This is a genomic window from Paraburkholderia sp. BL21I4N1 (genome assembly GCF_002973525.1).
Lineage (GTDB): Bacteria > Pseudomonadota > Gammaproteobacteria > Burkholderiales > Burkholderiaceae > Paraburkholderia.
Map to the genome: position 1 here is coordinate 40334 of NZ_PVEN01000027.1, position 21423 is coordinate 61756.

Genomic DNA, 21423 nt, shown 5'->3' on the forward strand with positions numbered 1-21423 from the left:
GATCGGTGCGCTGATGCGCTACCGAGACCGGATGGTACGCTTGGTTGCCGAGGCCAGCGGCCGGCGCGCCATCAAGTCCGTCCTTGAAGACGGCAGCCCGTTGAGAAGCACGGTGAAGTGGGTTAACCTCGTGAGTCCTGCGACCAGCTCTTCTGAGTCCAACCCATGCAACTCGATATTTTTGACGACAGCCGTGATGTGATGCTGCGCAACGATGTCCTGTCGGCATTGCAGCGACACGATGCACCCGGCGCCCGCAGCGCGCTGCAGATCCTTACGCAAGAATATCCTGACGACGAGGCTTTAATGGCATTCGACACACTCGTGACTGCCCTCGAAGCGCGTTGTCGCGTACCGTTCGCGACTCAAGACACCGCATTTGAGGTACGGGAGACGGTACTGGCCAGCGTCCGGCCATCGGCGATCCGCCTGATGGGCGAGCGGACTGCCCTTATTTGGCTCGCGCCGTTCTGGGACGAGCTCGCACAGCGCGCCACCAGTCTGCCATTCCGTGCAGCCCAACCCAACGCCCATGCCGCTTCGCTCTATCTGCAAGCGGGCAACTGGAAAGCGGCTGAATCTGCCGTCACGCGCATCGAATCCTGGCGACGTATTCCGGCGCCGCTGATGTGGATGGCCGAATGCCGGTACCGGCTCGATGGTCTTGAGGCCGCCTTGCCGCTCCTTGCCGAACTCGCATGGCTTTCTCCCACCCGGCTCGATGACCTACTTCGGCAGCTCGAAGACAATTCGCTGAACGCGCTGCGCCGGGCATTCGATGCTTCGTTTGAAGGAACGGGCGATATCGCAGATCTCGCCTGGTTTCCCGCCTGGGCGCTGATCCAGAAAACCGGACTGGCACCACTGCTGAAGCAGACGGAACCCTGTCGTGACACCGGGCCTGAGCGCGCAGCAAGACTGGTACTGCGACTGCTCGCGCTCGAGCGCGAAGGCCGTCACCACGAACTGATGGACAGCCGCCGCGACCTGCGTGACCTTCACGAGTCGCTCTACCGGCAGTACATGAAGACGCGCTGAACGTTGATGAAAGCCGACAACCGGAATGTCACCTACGAACTCGCATCGATGGATCTTCGCCACGCGCTTCCGGCGTAACGCCTTCGGCTGGAAATCCGCGCTGCCAATCCAGCGCCTGAAGGAAGCGCTCGCCGAGATCCGGCAGAGGGCGCGCTCCGATGCGGTCCTTGCCGCCGAAGGCGCTGCGCTCCTGCTCGAAAAACTTTCTCCGGCGCTGGAACAGGTTGACAGTTCGTCTGGAGCAATGGGCACCGCGGTCAACCGGACCATCGATACGCTGGTTCCCGTGATTGCCGGTGCAAAAGTTGACGCTGCAACCAGACAGGCTTGGCTGGAAAGGCTCTTCGAAGCGCTGCAGGAGGACCAGATGCCGTACATCGAACGCCTTGCCGGTGCATGGGGAGAACTTTGCGCGACGTCCGACATCGCATCCGGCTGGGCGGACAGGCTGCTACCCATCACCGCGCATGCGATTGGCCCAGATGGACAAGGTGGATTTTTCGTCGGCACAACCGCGTGCATGAGCGCGTTGCATACGGCACAGCGTTTCGAAGAACTGCTCGCACTCGTGGACTCGGCGCGCATGAAGTCGTGGGGATACCGGCAATGGGGCGTCAAGGCACTGGTCGCGCTCGGCCGGCCCGCAGACGCGCTGCGTTACGCCGAGCAGTCGCGTGGTGCATACACGCCGGAAAGTGCGATCGCCCTCGCCTGCGAGACAATCTTGCTCGCCTCCGGCAGGAAGGATGAGGCCTATCGGCGGTATGCGCTCGTGGCGAACCGCTCAGGGACATACCTCGCGACCTTCCGTGCGATCACGAACAAATATCCGGAATGCTCGCAGGCGGCAATCCTGCAGGATCTCATCGCCAGCGAACCCGGTTCGGAAGGTAAATGGTTTGCCGCCGCGAAGGACGCTGGGCTCTTCGATCTCGCGGTGTCGCTCATCCAAACCAGCCCGGCCGATCCGCGCACGCTGATAAGGGCTGCAAAGGAGTTCGCGCAGCGGCAGCCGGCGTTCGCCATGGTCTGCGGCATGGCCGCGCTCCACTGGATCGACGCTGGCGCCGGTTACGAGATCACGGCCGCAGAGGTGCTCGATGCCCATGCGGCGCTCACCGGTACTGCGTCCATGAACGGCACTTCCCTTGACGCGCTCAACGCGCGACTTCGGCGACAGTTCGGAGAGCACACCGCATCCTCATTCGTCGGCAAGGTGCTTGCGCCGCATATCCGGTAATGGCGCTCGCGGGGCAAGTCCCGAAGAGGTAGCCGGTGATGGGACGGGCGACCTAACGCTTGCCGGCGTTGACCGCATCCTTGAACGCCTTGCCGGCAGTGAATTTGACCGTCTTTGCCGCAGCGATCTGGATCTCTTCACCCGTCGCCGGATTGCGGCCCGTGCGGGCAGCGCGGGCGCCCTGGCTGAACGAACCAAAGCCAACCAGCTGCACGCTGTCGCCCTTCGTAACGGCCTTCGTGATGGCGCCGATCACCGCATCGATCGCTTCGCCGGTCACGCCCTTGCCTGCACCCGTAGACGCCGCCACGGCGTCAATCAGCTCCTGCTTGTTCATCAGACATTCTCCCTATGAAGTTCAGGTAAATTTATCCTTCCCGCCAACGTGGGACGGGAAGCGGACAGCACGACCGCATACCCTAACCTGGCCGGTGTGCCGGGCACAAGTGCCGGCATCCGATAATCATCGGGCGATCGCCAGATCACCGTGACGGAACGGTCCCCAACGGTGTTGTAAAATACAGCCGATTCCCGAATGGGGCCGCCCTTTTTAACGCCCGCTGCCGCGCATCCTGTACGTCGCATCCGCATGCCCCGTTCCCATCGCGCCGCCTCGCGCAAGCCCCGTAAGGTACATCGTTCACGTGCCATGCTGCTGCCACTGCCTGACTCAGCCGTGCGCACGCAATCGCTCAAATTCCACGCGTGCCTGGCCACTGTGTGCTGCGGATTCGGCAGCGCCGACCACCTGGTCGAACTGGCGAGCGTCATGTATATCGCCTATTTCCTCCAGCGCGCTGGATATGGCGCGCTGCCCCTCGAACGTTTCCACGAAGCCGAGGACGTGATGGAAACAGCAAACCGGCGCGGCGCGCAAACCGATACCTGGTTGCTCGATGACGATGGCTATCCTGTCTTCGGGGCGCTCCTCACCCTGCACGACCGCCAGCTTGCCACTGCCCCCGCGCACGCCGTCGTCGCAGCCGAAGGCGAACTGATGCGCTTCATCGATGGCGCGGCGCCTTCACCCCTGCCACCCCGCCCGGTTGAATCGCAGGCTACGCCAGCATAGACAACGCTCAGTGCGTATTGCGCCTGCCCGCCCCGAGCTCGCTCCCTGGCACGATGGACCGCTGGTTCCCCGGCGTGCCGTCGACGTCGGGCAGTGTGCTCCTGCAGCCATCACGCCAGGCTGTGCAACCCCAGAACCAGCCCCGTGAACCCTTGATCCGGCGCATCGGGGCCCCGCATGATGGACACGCCACCATCCGCGCTGAGGGTCCGGACGCGGGCTCCCTTGCGCGCTGCTCACTTATACGCTCCACCAGCGCCGTGATCCAGACGCCCAGATCCGTCTCGAACTGGCTCAATGCCAGCTGTTCCGACTCGATCCGCAAAAGGCGTTCCTCCCATTCGGCGGTGAGCACCGGATCGGCCAGTTCAGGCAGCACGCGTTCGAGCAGCGTGACCAGCGCCTCGCCACGCGACAGCGGCACAATCTGCTTTTTCCGCTTCGCATCGTTGCCGATATAGTCGCGGCGGAACAGGCTCTCGATGATGCCGGCGCGCGTCGCATCGGTGCCGATCCCCGCCTTCTCCTTCGTGCGGATGATCTTCTTCAACCGCCCGTCATCGATCTCACGGTCGATGGATTCCATTGCGGCAAGCAGCGTACCCTCCGTATAGCGCGCCGGCGGACGGGTCTGCCTGCGTTCGACATCACAGGAGAGATTCCGCGCGGTGCCATCCACACTGACCGCCGGCAATGACGATACCTCCGTCACAGCCGCATCGCCCGTTTTGGGCGATTCAACCGGCTGTTCCGTCGCAATCGCGTCACACCACCCGTTGACCTGAGGTGTTTTCCCCGTCACCCGAAAAAGCTCACCTTCGCACATAACCTCAATGATCGTGCGCAGGTACCCGAAGTCGCCGAGAAACTGCGCGAGATAGCGGCGGCGAATGAGGTCATAGACGAGACGTTCGGGTTTCGTCAGTGCCGCGAGCTTCACAGCACTGTTCGCCGTCGGAATGATCGCGTGGTGCGCCGTCACCTTCGCGTCGTTGAACGCGCGCCCCGGCGTGTTGAGGTTACACCGGGAAGCCAGCGCGGCAAGCCCGGGATCGATCGCAGCCAGTGCTGCCACGACCTCCGGCGCATCATCAAACATCGATACCGGCAGGTGTTGGCAGTCGGTGCGAGGATAAGTCGTCGCTTTGTGGGTTTCATACAGCGCCTGGCAGGCATCGAGCACCACCGCAGCCTTCAGCCCGTGCCGCGCCGACGCTTCACGCTGCAAACTGCCGAGACTGAACGGCAGCGGCGCAGCCTCACGCTCCGGTGTCGTTTCCACGGTGACGACCTTGCCCATACGGCCCTGTACGCGGCCGGCCACGGCTTTCACCTTCGCGGCGTCGATGGCATGGCCAGCCTGGTCGAGGAGTGCCGCGGGCGCGATCCATTGCATCGATACAGTCTTGCCCGCCAGATCAAACGTCGATGCCAGGTCGAAGTATGGCTTCGGGACGAACGTGCGGATCGCGCGCTCGCGGCGAACGATCAGCGCGAGGACCGGCGTCTGCACGCGACCCACATGCAGCGTCCCGTCCTTGCCGCCCGTCCCGAATGCCGCGGTCAGCGCCATCGTGAGGTTCATGCCGGCAAGCCAGTCGGCATGTGCGCGACCGAGACCGGAGTAGTACAGCGGCAGGGTCTTCTGGCCGGGAAGCAGTTGCGCCAGTGCGCGGCGGATCGATGCGGCATCCATCGCGGACAGCCACAGGCGCGACACCGGTCCGCGATAGCCTGCGATCTGCATCACCTCGCGCGCAATCACCTCGCCCTCGCGATCGGCGTCCGTGGCAATGACCACCTCATCCGCCTGCTTCACGAGCCGCACCACCACATCGAACTGCTTCTTCACGGACGGCCTGACCTGTACCGCCCACCGCTGCGGCAATACCGGCAGCAGGTCGAGCTTCCAGGCGGTGAGCGCCGGAACATACTGCTCTGGTTTCGCCTGTTCGAGCAGGTGCCCGATGCACCAGGTCACCGTCACGCTGTCACCGGTAAAGGCGCCAATGGCGCGCCCGCGCGCGCCAGCGTGCGGCGCCAGATCTTTCGCCTGCGACGGCTTCTCACAGATGTACAGCTTCTTGCCGACCTCCATCGGGGATGGGGTCCGCTTCCCTGGCAACGCGCGTGAGTCCAGTGGTCGTTTAGCGGCAGTATCCGTAGTACGGCGGACTGGTGACCACGGTCTGCACCGTCACGCCGTCGGCCGCCATCGCACGCATCAGTGGCCGGCAATCGCCGAACTTGCACGCATTGCCCCCCGTCTTCAGCGGCATAGCAACCCTCCGTTGCACAGGCCATCCTGGGAACCGATATGCACCCGCTGCCAGAGGCCGTGATCCGGGGCGTGGACAGATACGACTCGCGATACGCCGCAGAGGCCTGTGCGTGATTGCACGGTCACCTGCCATCCGTGAAATTGCGCGACAAACCGGACAAACGGCGGCGCGACGTACGGCGCCGTGCTGCGAATACCTTCGTCCACCAGCGCGCGCAGCATCCTGTGCTCGCTGGCATCGGGCGAAACGGGACAGGGCTTCTCCCTCATGACCCGACCTCCTTCTCAGGAACACCGGCGCACGCAGGCGCGGCCTTCGCGTGCATGATGACGGGTTAACGGGCAGCCGCGTTCGACGTGCGGCGTGAACGGCGGCTGGCAGACTGGCCGGACGTGGCGTCTTCCGGCTCATCACTGGCCGGTGAAGTGCCCTCGCGCGGCACCTCGCCCGGCTCGCCGGCTTCGCGGGTATCCGTGGTGCCGTCTCCAGCATCCCCTGGCAGGTCGCCGGGCGACTCAGGCCCGGACTCGCGCAGCTGGCGCGGACGGTACACCACCTGGTCGATGCGTACGAGGTTCAGGGCAATGGATTCGGCGTCGATGTGGGCGCCCGCGTCGGCCTCGTTCTCGCGATTGATCCACGGACTCACGTAGAAGTCGCCGCGCACGACAATGCTCGCCCCCGTGCGGATGTGCTGCATCACGCGCTCGGTCAGGCGCTCGTTCCACACCGTCACGTCGACAGGGAAGGTCCGGCCGTCGCGCTGCTCCAGTGTGCCGTCGTCAAGACGCCGGTAGCTGGCAGACATCACGCGCAGCTCGACGATGCGGCGCATGCCGCTGGCGGTGTTGACCTGTTTCATCGTCGGCGACGCCAGCACGTTGCCGACCAGTTCTGCGTAGATACCCATTGCGGACTCCGTTCATGGACAAGGGATGCCCCTTTGCTACGAACGCGCTGTCCATTGCATGACGCTGTTGTGAGCGGCTGTTCTGCGACAGCCTGTACTGCCTGACACTTCCACATCAGTCTTCGTGGTCAGTCCTCCTGACGCCGGATCTTGACGGTGCCGTGCTGCAGATACATCGCAAGCTGGCTCGCAGCGTACCGGAACACCGATTCCAGCGCGTTGAGATCGCGGGCCCGTGCGTCGCACTGCTGCAGGTATGCGCGCAGTGGCGCAGGCACCCTGCCGAAGCCGGACTGCACCCGCGCATACAGCACCGCATGCGGTTCACCACGCAGGAACCAGTCGAGCCGGTGGCGCGTTGCGCCGCTCGCGAGCGCGATACGCACGCATCGCAGCGACGCATCTAGCCCGGCGTCACCGCTTTCGTGCGCGAGCGCCTGCATCTGCGCGACGGTGTCGTCGAGCCAGCTCTCATACGAGCGCAACAGCACGCGAAAGGCACTGCGCCCGGCCACCTGGGCAACAGGTAGCGAAACGGGCAGCAACGCGGTCGTCGCCCCCTTACCCTTAAAGGCCTTTGAACGTCGATCCAGAGGTGGAAACCGGTTCGTCATTGCCGCAGTCCTCGCTTCATTCGACCAGCGTCGTTGCCGCAACCGCCGCCACCGGGTCATCGCCCGCCAGCGGCACGCTGTCGAGCAGGCGCAGCTCGGCATCCGACAGCCGGTTCACGCGCCGCCGGCTGTGCCGCGACTGCCGCTCGCCCGTGAAGATGTCGCGCGGGATAACACCGAGCAGTGCACGCGCTGCCTCGACACGCCGGGATGCGGCAGTGTCCGCGCCGGGCAGGAAGTCGTGGCGCGCAAGCGGCAGCAGCTCGGGTCGGGTCAGCACGCGCTGGCAGTGTACGGCGAAATGGAACACCGACAGGCACCGGTGTTTCGCCGAGCCGATCCGCCGCTGCCCCTCGCCTGACGCAAGCAGATCACGCAGCACGGCGGAGCGGATCACCCGCACCAGGTAATCGAGTTCGACGAGCAGCATGACGACCATGTAGCCGTAGGGAGAGGTGAAGCCGAGCGACACGTTCGCCGGTTCGCGCGACCGGAGAATCGTGTAGTCGAGCCCCTTCTGCCGGGCCGCATCGAGCAGGCCGGTGGCATGCTGCAGTTCCAGTTCGCCGGCCCGCCGGATGCCGGCGATGCGCTCCGCAATCTCGATGAGCTTCCAGTCCGCGTAGGGGTTGTCGTTGCCCGAGAGCGACCAGAGCGCGCGCAGTGCCGCAGCCACGCGCCGGCCGCCCGCCATCGGGTGCCCTGCTTCGCCAGGCGCAACCGTGCGCCCGAGAAACAGCCGCATCGCGTCGCGCGTATGCAGATGCATGCGGTCGCCGCCCTCGCTCGTGAGCTGCCCGATGCGCGTGATCTCCAGCGCCTGGGCGGTCGACACGAGCGGATCAGCCGACTGTCGCACCGCATCGCGTGCCTGCGCATCGCGTAACGCTTCCTCGCGCTCGAGAAAGAGCTGGTAGCGACCGAACAGCGGATCGGCCGGGTCCGGGTCGCCGTTCCCGATGAGCAGTGCCACGATGCGGCGTTCTGCTTCGAGGTCGTAGCCGTCCGGGAAGGGCGACGTGGCCGAGCGCGCAAAGGCGTCAAGGGACATGTCAAGCGGAGTCGCTTCGCTGCTCATGATCAGTTCCTCCTCACAGGAATGACGCGCTCGTGCGCGGCGGTCCGGGTATCCGTCCGTCGTGTTAGCCGGGGTAACAGCCCGTCCCGCTTCGGACACTGCATGCGCGCGAAACCCGGTCGCGCGTTACCCCGGGTAACACGCCGCTGTGGGCGTCGACGATAGGCGCGAGAGATTTGCCGTGTTATCCGGGGTAACACGGCACACGGCTCGACGATCTGTCGCGTGGCCACTGTTCGCGCCATGGTTTGCCCGCTGTTACCCCGGGTAACAGCCCATGTGCCAGGTACTGGATCGGGCAGCTCAAGCATGACAGGCTCCGGTGCCATGGCGGCAGAGCTGCGCGCGCAGGCTCGCGAGATGCGCACGTGCGATTTCTGGAGGCGTCACCGGCGCGTCGCTGACGAGGGTGGCGGCACCGCGGCGTCTGCCTTGCCGACGGGCATCGGCTTCGCGATGCGCCCGTGCCGGCACGAAATCGCCCGCCAGGTAGCGGCGCACCAGTTCGCCGATGTAGGCAACCGGGAACCGGACCGTCTGGTGGCGGTGGGCCGCCGCCATCTCGTCGAGCAGCAACTGCCGCTCATGCTGGGGAATCCGCGCCAGATAGCGGATGACCGGTCCCCGCTCGGCTTCACGCAGCATCGACGGCCACACCAGCGCAGGGACACTGGGCGTTGCCGCACTCTCATCGCTGCCGGTCGTGAAACCCACCACCACTCCGGGCGGGTCACCGCGCAGCAGCCGCAACCATCCCGCCACGATCGCACCGGTGGTGGTTGTAGTCGAATATGTAATCCTCTTATACCCGCGCGCGTTGGGACCGTACGTTTGCTGCCAACGGTAACGGATCAAACCTGCCGACGGTAACAGCGATTCACGAACCGGCTGAGGCTGGCGGATTCTGGTTGGCGCGATTCCGATGAAAGCGGGAGCCTGTATCGCGGCGCAGGCTGGCACCGCGGTCACTGTATCGGTCATGTTACCCGGGGCGACAGCGGAGAAGGCATCCGGGGCCAGTGGTGGACGACCGGCGGGACCACCGACGGCCCCGCTGGTCGTCCTTATCGACGGCTGAGGCGCATGGGCCGCGAACTCGTCGAGCAAACCATACAGCCGCACCGGATCGATCTGGCTCCAGATGCGCGACCCACGCCCGCCCTGTCTGATCTCCCGCAACACGCCCATCTGTTTGAGCCGTCGTTTTGCATTCTCGAGCTGACGACGGTTGATGCCGGTCGTGCGGTTCCATTCCCACGCTGTCAGTGAGAACCAGATGCCCTGCCGGTCAGCTGTCTGCCGTTGCACCTGGACCATGCGCGAGAGAACGAGGCCGGCGTTGAAGCTGCAGGTCAGGTCCACGAACGCCCGCCTGAACGGCACCACGGGCCCAAGCAGTTCCCTCGCTGCGGCTTCGTCCTCGCGCATCGCCTCGATGCTTATCGGCAGGCGTCGCACGAACGTACAGCACCCGTCGATCATCGCGGACATGAGCGGCACGTTGATGCGGTAATGCAGACACGCGGCGCGGCCGCCGCGCCACTCAGAAACGAGGTTCAGGCTGCGCAACCGCGCACGCGCGCCCTCCTGCTCATCGCGCGTGAGGCCCGTCTCGATACGCCAGTGCTCGCGCGTCTTGTGGATCCAGCCACCGTTGTCGCCAACGTCCCGGCCGCGCTTCGTCCAGTAGACCATCTGTGAGAGCAGCATCGCATCCTTCGGATGCCCGGTGATGCGTGCCAGACGCGTGCCAAAGGCGATTGGGCGGAACGGCTTGAGTCGCAGCCACAGGTCCTCGAAGTGCTCCAGGTATTCAGCCGCGCTCATGGCCGGTCTCCCGACGCCACAGCGGCTCCAGGCCGCGACGGATCGTCTGGCCGCTTCGGCGGCCACGGAATGCCAGCAGTGCGCTCCTGCGAGCGACGCTTGATCAGCGCCAGCAGTTCCGGCCAGCGAATCCGGAACTCATCCGGTTGTGCGTCGCGGCGGCTGTGTTCAATGAGCCCCTGGTCGACAAGTACACGAAGTGCGGCAACCTGCTGCGCGTCCGGCAATGAAATGCGCCGCTCGATATCTTCGGGTGAGACTGCGACCCAGGCGCCGGGCGCGGTCGTTTCGCTTTCGATCGCCGAGAGTTCGGTCAGCAATGCACCGGCGACGAAATCCTCGCACGCCTCGACAAAGCACCGGTCGATCGCAATCGGTGCGTCGAGCATCGAAAGCAGCATATGGGTCTGCGCCGGCGGCAGGCCGGGTGAATCGTCCCACGTCTTACCGGGTAGCAGATTTCCTTCGGGGTCAACACGCATGTCAAACATCGCACGGCTCCTTGCTGGTTGTTGAAGACGGACAGTCAGAAGCGCGCTGTTCCGGCCCGGTATCGAGCGCGGAGAAAATCGTGGCCAGTGTGTACCGGCCATCGTAATAATCGTGGACAGAGAGATAACGTTCGCGGATGTCGGGCGTGCCGGCACAGGCACGCCACGTTTCCAGCATCGCATCGAGTTCCCTGCCGGTAAGGACGCGTGGCTTGGCCGGTGCCGTGACGGCAAGTTGCCTGCGCAACTGCGTCACCTTCGAACGGGTGGCCGTACGGAAGAACCGGCGGATCATCGGCAGGCTCGCCTGCGCACGAACGAAGCCGGCGAACAGTGACTCATCACGCCACTGCCGCTCGATTAGTTCACACCGTCGAACCAGGATATCCGCGTCCAGGAAAAGCCGTATCGCACCTGAAGTGATCAGGTCATCGATCTGTTGTGTCAGGCGTGGATTGCCCAGCACTCGGGCAACAACCGGTGGAACATCGATGGTGAGGTCGCAGCCGCCCTTCTTCAATGTTTCACATGAAACTTTGCTATCCTTAGTGTTCAGGGCGGTCCAACAGGCTCCATTGCGCGTGACAGTTGCCACGAGGAGCAGCAACGTCATGTGCTGTAGCGGGGTATACGACAGTGGCACGAGAGGGTCGCTCATCGACGCTCTCCCCTGCGCAGCAGTTCGTCGGCATCCAGCTCGGTCCACTGTGGTGGCTGAAAGCGGTCCGGATGACGCGCGCGGAATCCGCGTGCGATGCGGACAAGCTCCAGGTACCGGCCACCGATTTCGCTCGCAGGATTCAAGGCCGTGTCGAAAAAAAGATCGAACCGGTCCGCGAGCAGCGGCTCGCCGATGTGCGTGTCGCAGGCATGCGCCCACGGTTCCTCGCCCCCGGTAATCTCGCCGAAGCGCGTGCCGGCCGGAAGATGTGTGAGACCACACGGCGTGTTCTGGCGTGACAGGTTCACGAGCCACCACCAGCCGACGTAGTGCCGGAACCCTGCCTCGTGCTGTCTGGCCTGGGTGTCGAGAGGCGGGTCCGTTTGCGCGGGATCCGGCAGGTCCACCATAAAGCCATACGGCAGGTCCGGCGCATCGCGTAACGTGCTTTCGAGACCGCACAGGACGGCGAACGAGCGGATGTCCTGATGCAGGTTTGCAAGATCATCGCTGGAACGATCTACGGCAGGGGTTCCACCCGGGTCTACCACCGCGGACTCATCGGCGGCATCGCCGTCGGGAACGTCCGTGCCGTGCGGACCGGAAGCCTCGGGCAGAGGATCCGTATGCTGTGGCAAATTTGACGCGGGCAGCGGATGCCGTATGTGGCTGTCCGATCGAGGTTGCGCCGTCTGTTCAGGAGGCAATGCAGCGATCGGCGGCGTCCCTTCACCCGAAGATCGGGTCTTTCGCGTCACCAGGCCAGTGGCACCAAGTGTTCCCGCTGCCGCCTCACGCAGCCGTTCCGGTGAAATCTCAGGTTCACCCGCTACCAGCGCAAGCATGGGCCTGATCGCCGCCAGTGGCACGTCCAGCACCTCCGCACAGCGCCGCTGCATACCCGCGACGAGCGCGGCGGCGTCCAGTACGCGCTCCTGGGCGAGACCCGATTCAGGTGTGGGGTTCAGCACGAGGCTGAACTGCCCCAGCGCAACGTCGATCACCTCGTGCTGCAGCCAGTCGTCGTCACGCCCGAACCGGCGGACCAGCCGCGTCAACGCGCCGACCGCCGGCTGGATCACATCGACCACGTTGCGGCGGCTGAGCAGTGCCGTTGCGGGACCAAGCCCGACAAGCCGCTGCGTCGCAAACTGGAACAGCGACAAGAGCACGTGACTGACTGGCGCACCGTCCTGCGCAAGCAGGCGCGCGAATTCGCGCAACGACAGCGCGCCGCCCCGCTCATGCTCCAGATCAGCCTTCAGCGCAAGGTAGCCCGCAGCCTTGTCCCAGAAGCACAGGTCCGCGCGCTGCTCATTCTCCCGCAGGTGCGCGGCCAGCAGCTTAGCCTCGCCAGGATAGGGAATGTAGAGGAAGTCGCGGTGCAGGAACTGCGGATCCTGTGTCTCCGCGTAAAGCAGGTGGGCGGCGGTCAGACGCGAATTCCCGCCTTTCGCCACCACATACCGGGTCTCCGACGGTCGCCGTGTCACGGTCACGATCTGCTCGATGCCGTTGACGCGGATCGACTCCTTCAGCTCGGCGATGCGGTCCGGCGACGCCCGCCGGGGATTGCGTTCGTAGGTCACGACCTCAATGACCTTCAGGCGGATGGTCGAGACCAGCGCCACCTCTGCAGTGCGTGGTCCAGGCGATTCGACACCCAGCCTCTGCATCGCCAGACCAACCGGACCTCCGCCCGGTTCGCCGGCCTGCCCGTCATGCCCGGGATCAACCTGCGTGAGCCTGTTCATGCCACGCGCTCCAGCGGCACATGATCCTGCGGTGCGCGACGCCCTGCTCTGATGCCGCTACCAACATACTGCCCGCGCAGCGACGGAAACAGTTCCCATGCGAGCCCGTGCATCACGTTCCATGCAGAACGTATGAACAGGCGTCGCCGGTCATAGTCGTGCACGGGGATGCGCGACATCGCCGCCCCGGCGTAGGCGGCGGCAGACGGGATCACCGTGTCGAGTACACGGACGCCTGGATATGCGGCAAAGCGCTCACGAACAGCCTGCGTCAGCACCCGGGCATTGACAGTCCGCTCATGCGCGTTGATCAATACGTGCAGATCACCGGAGCGGAACGACTCACCAAAGTCCGCAAGACGGTTCAGCTCGTCGAGCATTGCCAATGTGCCGGATACAAATTCACCCGCACTCAGCGCGTCAGGCTTGACTGGCGACACCATGTAGTCCGCGGCCATCGCGGCGGACTTCTGCAGCTCACCCACCGCGCCCTGCGTGTCGATCAGCACCACATCGTACGGCTCAATCACGGGACTGCGCATTGCGCGGCGCATGATCATCAGGCGGTCCTCGCGGCGGTTGATCCATGACTGCAACCCGGCATCTGCGGTGTCCGAATGGATCAGATCGAGGTTGGAAAAAATCGTCCGGCTGATGCAGTCCGCGGACGGGTTGCCGCCGGAGGTGACCACCGCAGTCAGACCCCGCGGTGAACGGTAATGGACGGGAAAATACCGGCTTAGACTCGGCTGGACATCTGCATCGATCGCGAGAACCTTCATGCCGAAGGCTGCGAGCAGGCCGCCCAGGTTGGCGGCGACGGTCGTCTTACCGACGCCGCCCTTGGTGGAAACGAAGGAGATAACGACCGGCATGGTGGTAAATCCAGTACAACATCATCGCGTGAACCCGGAATTCAGTTACAGAAGCACAGTACGCTCGACTACGGCAAGTCGTGAGATTGCCTTATGAGCCACTGCCCGTTTCATCGAAATCATCGGAGCGCGTCAATTGTGACGCGATCCACTTTTCATACTCATCCGAAGGGAAAAGGCGGCGCCGGCCAATGCGGATCGATGGGGGCATCGGCTGCCCGAGCGTCAACCGGTTACGTGCGGTAGCAGGCGCGATGTGCAGCTCGCGCGCGATCTCTTCCAGCGTGTAGAACCGCATACTCGTCACTACCTCCGCGAACATCAAACCGTCACCCGTCCAGCGCATTCTCATTCCGTCCAGGCACGTCCGGTTTTGTCCAACACTCAATGGTGCCTATAATCAAGGCACAAAATTACTCTAGGGACGCGAGACGAACATGTCAAGCATCACTGATCACGTGGACTATCATCAACGCGTTGCGCAGGTTCGCGGACACTTCGACCTGTCGCAGGACAAGATGGCCCGGCAGCTAGGACTGTCTCTGCGCGCCTATGCGAACTACGAGCGCGGGGAGCGTGCGATTCCGGTCGAACTGCTGCGCACGCTGTACGGGCAGTTTTCGGTCGATCCCGTCTGGCTGCTGACGGGTGACGGCAACATGATTCTCGAGCGCGATGTGCGGTACCGGCTCGACCAGAAGACGCTCGACAGCGTGCTGGTCTCCGTCGAGCGGATCGAGCAGCGTCTTGAGGCGCCGCTCGATGCGAAGAAAAAGGCGCGACTCATTGGCCTGCTCTACGAGCAGTGCCAGTTGCTGGGCGAAAGTGCCGAGCAGATCCTGCAGGATTCACGCATCAGTCGCCTGACACGATGATTGCGCTCAAGTCAGCAGCGAGAACAATTCCGCAAGCTGCCCGTCAACCACCGGCCGAACATTAATCTTCCGACGTAGCGCCTTTTAGCGCATGCGTGAAAACGCCTGCGATATCGCCATCGGTCGGGAGAATGTAATGGGACGCCAGGAAGAAATCAGCAAGGAACTCGATCAGCTGGCAAGCGAGATCGAGAAGGATGCTCTGCTTGCGCGTGGCGAGCACGCCGCAAAAATCCCGTCGACGCCCGACATACACATCCGTCTCGAACTCGTCATTGCACAGCAGATGCCCATCAGGTTTCAGATCCGCCTCTCGACGGAACCGGTCGATGACGGCGGACCATCATAGCAGCGTACGTTCCGTTCCTGGCCCCGGCCAGCACGCTGATTCGTGAAAATCCTGCGGCCCATTGATCAATTCTCCGCGCAGGATACGGCATCACCCCGTGATGGAGCCTTGATTCGCGAAGTCCACGACGGAATCCTGTTGACACCATTACAGCGGTTGCCAGTAACAACGCCTACGACCATCGTCACCGGGAAGCATCGCGTCACCGCGGATTCCATACGGGGCACGTGACGACACAGCACGCAAATGGACGCTACAACGTCACCCGATCGCCTGTCTGTTCAGTTCTCCTTCAAAGCTCGATGCGTCATATCGCGTGACATTACGCAGTTTTACCAGGCATTAACCCACGCGCCCAATATCGCGGAGGCATAACGCACACGTGTCTGTCCGTCCACACTAGCGCCGTTCATTTCGTTGCCGCTGGAAACAACCGGCAAGGAAGGAGACCCATCGCGCATGCCGCTGCCGAAAATGCAACTGCATGAATATTTGCGCAACGCGTGATCGACAGCCTGCTCCTTTCGTAAGATCAAAACTCAGTTGTGTCATCGCCCGGCCGCCTGCCGCGCAATTCGCATCCGCTGTGGGCGACGTGATTGTCTTGCTTGCGAACTGACCCATACGAGGTATCCATGAATAGTCGCGCCGTGATCCAGGACCAGGATCTGATCCGCTCTGCGTTTCCAGAATGGAACACGATTCACCGTGCCATGACGTCGCCCGACGTAATCCATGTCGTCGTCGATATCGTATTCGACTGGATGAGCATCACCGCCGCCATGCTGATCCTGCATCGCCTTGGATGGTGGTCGGTGCCCGCGATCGTTGGATGGGTCGGTAACCGGCAGCGTGCGCTCGGCAACCTGCTGCACGACGCCGCGCATCGCAATCTTGCCCGCTCATGTCGCCTCAATGATGCCCTCGCGCGCCTCTTCATCGAACCGGCGCTCTTCAACAGTCTTGCGCTCTATCGTGAGCTCCACGCCCGCCATCATGCGTGGCTGGGCGACCCGGTGCGCGATCCTGACTACATCGCCGTTCGTCCGAATCCGGGCGACCGCTGGTGGCAGCCGTTTTTCAAGGTTCTGCTCGCGCCGGCGGCCTGGTTGAGCTCGACGTTCGGACACCTGCATCTGTCGAGACTCAGCTGGATGCAGCGATTCGGCATGGCCGGATGGTGGGCCGCCGTACTGGGTGCCATGACGCTTGTATGGGGCGTTCATGCGACAGCGCTTTTCTTCGGCATATGGATGCTGGCGAGAGCCACCGTCTTTCACGCGATCACGACGTTTCGTGAGCTGTGCGACCACTTTGGCCTGGAGCGAGGCGGGATCTTCAGTTACACGCGCGACGCTTCTTCCCGCAGCCTGTGGCGATGGATCATTCATCCGCACAACAACGGCTATCACCTCACGCATCACCTGATGCCGTCGATTCCCTATCACCGCCTCGCACACGCGCAGCGCGAGCTGCTGGCATTGCCCGCCTTCGCCGGCGCGGCCAGAGTGTGCCATGCCTATTTTCGCGGCCCTGATGCAGTCGTGCGTGAATGGGAAGTCCATGGAGGCGAAAATGCTGCAGCGTAATCTCGGGGCGGTCCACGTGGCCGCGCTGCTTGTCTCGGCAAGCTACGGTGTGGCATTCCTGCTCGGCTCCGGCGAGATGGCGGTACACGCCGGAATGGCGGGCAGTCTGTATGCGATCGTCACCGCACTGGGCATGCTCGCGCTCGCGCTGGCCGCACCAACGCTCTGGCGGGGACGCGAACTCATCTGGGACGTGTTGGGCGAGCGTTACGGTCCAGCGGTGCGCAAGCTCGTCGCGCTCCTCTCGCTCGTCTGGATGGCCGGCGTGCTGGCCGCCCAGATCCATGGCGGTATCGCCGTGCTTGTCGCGACGGGACTCCCGGCAACCCATGCACTTGCAGTGATCGCCGCGGCGCTGCTGGTCATGTCCTCTGTCGAACTCGGCATGGCCGCAACGCTCTTCGCCTGCTGCCTGCTCGCAACGAACATCGCTCTCGTGCATGCGCTTGTTGGTTCGAACGGGCTAACCGTGTACCTCCATGCGTGGCCGTCCTTCATCCAGGAGACACGCGCCGCGCCGCGCGCTCAAACACTGATGACCATCGCTGCAGTCGGGTTTCTGGTGATCACGGGATCGGACTATCACCAGTTCGTCGTCGCTGCACGCCGACCACGAGATGCGTGGCTAGGCTGCGTACTTGCAAGCGTCTTTCTCGTGGTGACCGGGTTTCTCCCGGCCGCAATAGTCGTCGCAGCGCTTCATGCCGGCAAGCTGTCCGGCCTGACGGACACCGCCAGCGCGATCCCGTGGATCATGCTGCAAACGAGTGGGGCGATGGGATCCGTTTGCATCGGCGTCATCCTGCTTTCTGCTCTCGGATCAGGGACCGCGATCACGCGCGCGATGTCATCGGCACTTGAGGGCCTGCACGCCGGCGATGGTCGCTACGGCTACGCGTCGCGCCTGCTGATCGTCGCCATCGGTTGCGCAATCGCGACTGATGGTCAGGCGATTGTGTCGACCATCGTTTCACTGAACATCGTCTATGTTGCGGCCGTCGGGTTGCTGTTCGTCTTGCACGAGCGTCGTCGGCAGGTTGCACCGCGCTGCGCATCAGCGATGTTGCTGTCTGGCGCCATCGTTTCCCTGCTCGTTTCGGCAATGAACTGGACCGATATCGGCAATCTGCCCGGCTGGCTCCCGCTTCCGGCAGGGCTGTTCGCCTCCGCCTGTGTGCCGGTCACATGGCAGTTCGCGCCGCTACTCGGGCGCGTGCGGTCATAGATTCGCCTGGTGACCCGAACGGGCCCCGATCGTGCTCCTGCGTGTTAGCGTGCTCCTGCGTGTTAGCCATGTAGCGACCCACCGGCACCACCACACCGTCGACAAGCCTGCCGCGCCGAGGCCCGCAACGTAGCGGGCGGTCGCAATTTTCGCAGTGACGCGATCACTGCCTGAATCACGCGATCGCAGGCGGCGCCGCGACCATCATGTTCGCATCTACTGCCTCCGTGAAAAATGCCGGCGACGACGAGCGCCGTGGTAACGGCAATCGGAAGAGTCGACGCAACGCATCGCGTCGGCGAATCATAACGCCCCATCAACTGGTGCGCGCGTCCCCTGGCACCGGCTGAACCAGGCTTCGCCGCGCCGCTTCCATGACCAGTGCGCTGATCGTCGCGAGCGGCTCGGGCTCCTGCTCCCAGTGATGCCAGTAAAGATCGATCATCAGGTCGTGCCCGGGGGCGAGCGCCACCAGTCTGCCGCCACTGATCAGCGATTCGGCCTGCATTGCCGGGACCAGCCCGTAACCGAGCTCGTCCAGGATCGCATTGAGCAATGCCGCCGGCGAAGGAAAATAGTGCCTGGGGTACCGGCCGACCGTCACCCCGAAATGCGACTCGCAAAACACATCGTGCAGGGCGTCCTTCCGGTCAAACAGAATGGCTGCGGCCTCGAGCACGCCCGGCAACGTCAGACCACCGGCGAAATGTTCGCGGGCGAATCCGGGTGTGGCGACACACTGATAGCGCATCTGTCCGACCGGCTCCGCCACGAAACGATCGACAACCGGTTCCGGTTGCGTGGACAGGAAGCCTTTGACGTCGCCGCGCGCCAGTGCCTCGAGCGTATGGTCCTGATCGTCCACGACGATCTCGAGCGCCACATGGTGTTGTGCCAGCTCACGCGTCACCGGCTCAAACCAGGTGGCGAGTGAATCGGCGTTGACGGCAAGGGCAAGCGCTGTTGTCGCCGCCCTCCCCGGCGTGACACGCCGGAGCAGGTCATCTTCCTGCAGCCGGACTGTCATGAAATGACGAAACACGTCTTCGCCCGCTTTCGTCGGCATCACGGTAGGCTCGCGGATCAGGAGCAGCGCCCCGATCGACTGTTCGAGCCGCTTGACGCGGCGCGTCGCCGCAGCAGAGGAGATATTCAGCGCGACCGCCGCCTGCGTGAAACTGCGATGTTCGACCACTGCGGCAAACGTCTCCAGCTCGACCATGTTCAACATCGCGCCCACTTTCATGAAAACCCTTTCATCCACGTTCCGCAACGATGTCTGGTGCGGAGGGACCGGAATAGAGATAGCCCTGAAGGCAGGTCGCCCCGCACTCCCGCGCCTGTTGCGCGTCGTCCTCAGTCTCGATGCCTTCGACGATGACGCTCGCCGCGTAAGAATTCGCGAACTGGACAAGCGGACGCAGACCCAGGGGACTTTGGGTGCCGCCTTCCTGTCTCAGGCAACGCAGGTCGATCTTGACGATATCGACGCCAAGCCCGATCAGGGCGATCAGATTGTTGTGGCCTTTCCCCAGGTCGTCCAGTGCGATCTGGCAGCCGAGAGCCTGGAACGTCCTGACGAAGTTCCGTGCCTCTGTCGTCGACGTCAATGCGGCTGTTTCCGTGATCTCGATCGTCAGCCTCGAAGCAAGGCGTCTGTCTGCATGCAACTGTGAGGCGATCGGTGTCCACCACGCATCGAGTGTGGCGCTACGCGCGGACACATTACATCCGAGTCGAAGCGCAGGATTGCGGCGCAATGCGGCGATCGTCGAGTCGACGACCCATTCGTCGAGCCGCCTCACCATCCCCAGGCGCTCAACGGCGCCCACGAGACTACCGATACGTATCCGTCGGCCATTCTTCATCTCGCAAAGCAGTACCTCGTAATACACCACATCTTGCGAATTGCCCGCCGCGCAGACGGGTTCCCGATCGAAATCGAGCCTTTTCTCCTCCAGTGCCGCGAAGACGGCAGCAGCCACCACCATATCGGCCCTGTACCGCTCACACCAGTGATGGCCCGCAGTCGCCAGGTTTGCCGCATCGATGAAATCCTGAAATGGTTGATACCCGGAGCGCATCGCTGAGGCGCGTACTACAGGCATGATGGCCGCGTCTCCCAGTGGTACGGCGTGCGCGCCAAGTACCTTGACTACCCGGTGCTCGATGATGGGCCCGCATAACTCCTCCGACGCGTCGCCCTTGTAGGACAGGTAGGACAGGTCGAAGATAAAAACGATATGCGCACCGGTTGTTGCAACGGTAGCCCTCCCTGATCGTGAGAGTGCCCGGGCTCGCTCATAGACGGCATGCCGCACGCCAAGTGCAGTCGTCTCGCCATACACCTGCTCGATCTCGCGCAGATTTGCGATCGTGGCGACGACGCAGAGCTCCCCGACCGATCCGGCAGGCTCCGCCAGCGCGTCGACTCGTGTGGATATCGACCACTGGTAAGAACGTGGACGATCTTCCGTCTTTCTCTGATCGTCGAAATCTGCGTTCCACGCTTCGCACTTACTATCATCCCCCTCCTGCCCGGCAGGCCGGATCGACGCGGATCTGCTCAGCTCGTAAGCATGATTTTTGGATTCCACAATCACCTCGGTATACTAAACGTCCACAGTACCCTTCGCTGCACGCCGCGTAGCCACGCGTGGCGCGGAACACGCATTCACCGGTACCCGGTCGACACGTGTTCGATGATCGCAGCGAACCGGCCACGCAACCACGAATCAGGACGTGGAAAAACTGATCTCCATCAACGACGCTCACCCACAGCACACGAAGAAAGTCCCTGGCGCATCGTCGGTGGCGCCGAGCATGCCCCGAGCGTTCGGCCTAACGTTTAGTTTCACTGTCAGTCTCGGGCATACGAAACTTCAGCGATGCGCATGGCAGGTCTCTCTGGATCGGGTGGGAAAATGCACCATTTTCCGTTTCGGTGTCGAAAAAATAACATCGCCTTTGACCCGCTTCCGTTGTCTGCGACGACGCACACATATCGCCCCCTGCCGGATCGTCCGTAATGACTGACTCGAAATCCTCTCTTCGGGTCGGGCGCCAACCAATCCTCGACCATACTTCTCAACGACATTCCCACGATCGTCATAACTTTCTCATCCTTTGTGAAGGTTACGGTACAGGGACCTTGAAGAGATCGCACCTCAGGTCCTCCGAGTACTCGCTACCCCACCTGGAAGGGCGCCAATGGCACGCCCCAGTCTGGGGGTGTGCAAGACATTGATGTCTCCAGTAGCCCACGCGCCGCCGCGTCAAGGTGTCTAACCATACGAAAACAGCCATACCAAAACCTCCGCCCACGACGATGTGCAGGTGGGCTCCGCCCCCGTCTGCTCCAAAATCCCTCGCAGACAGGCGTTCGGTCCACCAGGCCAGTCGCGTTCACATCTTTTCCACTCGGCCACCGGATCAAGGAGTGCTGAGCGCAACTCAGGCCTGATCTGTCTGCATTGGGAAAGGATGCACCAGTTGAAGCTGAAGTCAGGTCGCCCGCTATTCTGGATCCAGAACCCGGACGGC

22 protein-coding genes are annotated in these 21423 nt (G+C 63.3%); 7 read left to right on the plus strand and 15 right to left on the minus strand.

Annotated elements, in window-relative coordinates:
• The first annotated feature begins 165 nt into the window (after positions 1 to 165).
• Positions 166 to 1038, plus strand: a complete 873-nt coding sequence (locus tag B0G83_RS35860; protein WP_105512024.1) for a hypothetical protein — start codon at positions 166 to 168, stop codon at positions 1036 to 1038.
• A gap of 25 nt (positions 1039 to 1063) precedes the next feature.
• On the plus strand, positions 1064 to 2278 hold the full coding sequence (locus B0G83_RS35865; protein WP_105512025.1) for a hypothetical protein: 1215 nt from the start codon (positions 1064 to 1066) through the stop codon (positions 2276 to 2278).
• Between the two features lie 52 nt (positions 2279 to 2330).
• On the opposite strand, the gene B0G83_RS35870 is transcribed toward B0G83_RS35865, so the two are convergent.
• Positions 2331 to 2615: an HU family DNA-binding protein gene (locus B0G83_RS35870; protein WP_105512026.1), complete on the minus strand. Its 285-nt coding sequence runs from the start codon at positions 2613 to 2615 to the stop codon at positions 2331 to 2333.
• Between the two features lie 312 nt (positions 2616 to 2927).
• On the opposite strand from B0G83_RS35870, the gene B0G83_RS35875 reads away from it, so the two are divergent.
• A complete protein-coding gene (locus B0G83_RS35875; protein ID WP_105512027.1) occupies positions 2928 to 3350 on the plus strand; it encodes a hypothetical protein in 423 nt (140 codons plus the stop codon).
• 7 nt (positions 3351 to 3357) lie between these two features.
• On the opposite strand, the gene B0G83_RS35880 is transcribed toward B0G83_RS35875, so the two are convergent.
• The 12 genes from B0G83_RS35880 to B0G83_RS35930 form a co-directional block, all read right to left on the minus strand.
• On the minus strand, positions 3358 to 5448 hold the full coding sequence (locus B0G83_RS35880) for a DNA topoisomerase 3 (protein WP_105512028.1): 2091 nt from the start codon (positions 5446 to 5448) through the stop codon (positions 3358 to 3360).
• A gap of 49 nt (positions 5449 to 5497) precedes the next feature.
• The gene (locus B0G83_RS39330) at positions 5498 to 5629 is read right to left on the minus strand and encodes a hypothetical protein (protein WP_258168486.1); all 132 of its coding nucleotides are present in this window, start codon (positions 5627 to 5629) and stop codon (positions 5498 to 5500) included.
• Positions 5620 to 5901 (minus strand): hypothetical protein, encoded by a 282-nt coding sequence (locus tag B0G83_RS35885; protein WP_146120356.1) that lies wholly within the window; start codon positions 5899 to 5901, stop codon positions 5620 to 5622. Before B0G83_RS35885 ends, B0G83_RS39330 begins: the two co-directional genes overlap by 10 nt.
• Before the next feature lie 65 nt (positions 5902 to 5966).
• Positions 5967 to 6542, minus strand: coding sequence for a single-stranded DNA-binding protein (locus B0G83_RS35890; RefSeq protein WP_105512030.1), 576 nt, complete (start codon positions 6540 to 6542; stop codon positions 5967 to 5969).
• A 128-nt stretch (positions 6543 to 6670) separates the two neighbouring features.
• Entirely contained in the window at positions 6671 to 7156 is a 486-nt protein-coding gene (locus B0G83_RS35895; protein WP_105512031.1) for a hypothetical protein, read from the minus strand.
• Between the two features lie 16 nt (positions 7157 to 7172).
• Positions 7173 to 8234 (minus strand): PFL_4669 family integrating conjugative element protein, encoded by a 1062-nt coding sequence (locus B0G83_RS35900; protein ID WP_105512032.1) that lies wholly within the window; start codon positions 8232 to 8234, stop codon positions 7173 to 7175.
• Between the two features lie 303 nt (positions 8235 to 8537).
• On the minus strand, positions 8538 to 10061 hold the full coding sequence (locus B0G83_RS35905) for a hypothetical protein (RefSeq protein WP_105512033.1): 1524 nt from the start codon (positions 10059 to 10061) through the stop codon (positions 8538 to 8540).
• Positions 10058 to 10552, minus strand: coding sequence for a hypothetical protein (locus B0G83_RS35910; protein WP_105512034.1), 495 nt, complete (start codon positions 10550 to 10552; stop codon positions 10058 to 10060). The genes B0G83_RS35905 and B0G83_RS35910 overlap by 4 nt, the downstream gene beginning before the upstream one ends.
• The gene (locus B0G83_RS35915) at positions 10545 to 11210 is read right to left on the minus strand and encodes a hypothetical protein (RefSeq protein ID WP_146120357.1); all 666 of its coding nucleotides are present in this window, start codon (positions 11208 to 11210) and stop codon (positions 10545 to 10547) included. The genes B0G83_RS35910 and B0G83_RS35915 overlap by 8 nt, the downstream gene beginning before the upstream one ends.
• A complete protein-coding gene (locus B0G83_RS35920; protein WP_105512036.1) occupies positions 11207 to 12967 on the minus strand; it encodes a ParB N-terminal domain-containing protein in 1761 nt (586 codons plus the stop codon). The genes B0G83_RS35915 and B0G83_RS35920 overlap by 4 nt, the downstream gene beginning before the upstream one ends.
• Entirely contained in the window at positions 12964 to 13842 is an 879-nt protein-coding gene (locus B0G83_RS35925; RefSeq protein ID WP_105512037.1) for a ParA family protein, read from the minus strand. The genes B0G83_RS35920 and B0G83_RS35925 overlap by 4 nt, the downstream gene beginning before the upstream one ends.
• A gap of 91 nt (positions 13843 to 13933) precedes the next feature.
• Positions 13934 to 14188 carry an AlpA family transcriptional regulator gene (locus B0G83_RS35930; protein WP_258168482.1) on the minus strand — a complete coding sequence of 85 codons (255 nt, stop codon included), beginning with the start codon at positions 14186 to 14188 and terminating at the stop codon, positions 13934 to 13936.
• A gap of 91 nt (positions 14189 to 14279) precedes the next feature.
• Here B0G83_RS35930 and B0G83_RS35935 point away from each other — a divergent pair, with 91 nt between their 5' ends.
• From B0G83_RS35935 to B0G83_RS35950, 4 genes are all read left to right on the plus strand, one after another.
• Positions 14280 to 14717: a helix-turn-helix domain-containing protein gene (locus tag B0G83_RS35935; RefSeq protein WP_105512038.1), complete on the plus strand. Its 438-nt coding sequence runs from the start codon at positions 14280 to 14282 to the stop codon at positions 14715 to 14717.
• A 136-nt stretch (positions 14718 to 14853) separates the two neighbouring features.
• On the plus strand, positions 14854 to 15066 hold the full coding sequence (locus B0G83_RS35940; RefSeq protein ID WP_105512049.1) for a hypothetical protein: 213 nt from the start codon (positions 14854 to 14856) through the stop codon (positions 15064 to 15066).
• 635 nt (positions 15067 to 15701) lie between these two features.
• Complete coding sequence (locus B0G83_RS35945; RefSeq protein ID WP_105512039.1) at positions 15702 to 16655, plus strand: fatty acid desaturase; 954 nt, start codon at positions 15702 to 15704, stop codon at positions 16653 to 16655.
• On the plus strand, positions 16642 to 17880 hold the full coding sequence (locus tag B0G83_RS35950; RefSeq protein ID WP_105512050.1) for a sodium:solute symporter: 1239 nt from the start codon (positions 16642 to 16644) through the stop codon (positions 17878 to 17880). The genes B0G83_RS35945 and B0G83_RS35950 overlap by 14 nt, the downstream gene beginning before the upstream one ends.
• 316 nt (positions 17881 to 18196) lie before the next feature.
• Here B0G83_RS35950 and B0G83_RS35955 read toward each other — a convergent pair whose 3' ends face one another.
• On the minus strand, positions 18197 to 19126 hold the full coding sequence (locus tag B0G83_RS35955; RefSeq protein ID WP_105512040.1) for an HTH-type transcriptional regulator ArgP: 930 nt from the start codon (positions 19124 to 19126) through the stop codon (positions 18197 to 18199).
• A 10-nt stretch (positions 19127 to 19136) separates the two neighbouring features.
• Complete coding sequence (locus B0G83_RS35960; RefSeq protein WP_146120358.1) at positions 19137 to 20477, minus strand: EAL domain-containing protein; 1341 nt, start codon at positions 20475 to 20477, stop codon at positions 19137 to 19139.
• Positions 20478 to 21423: the final 946 nt, after the last annotated feature.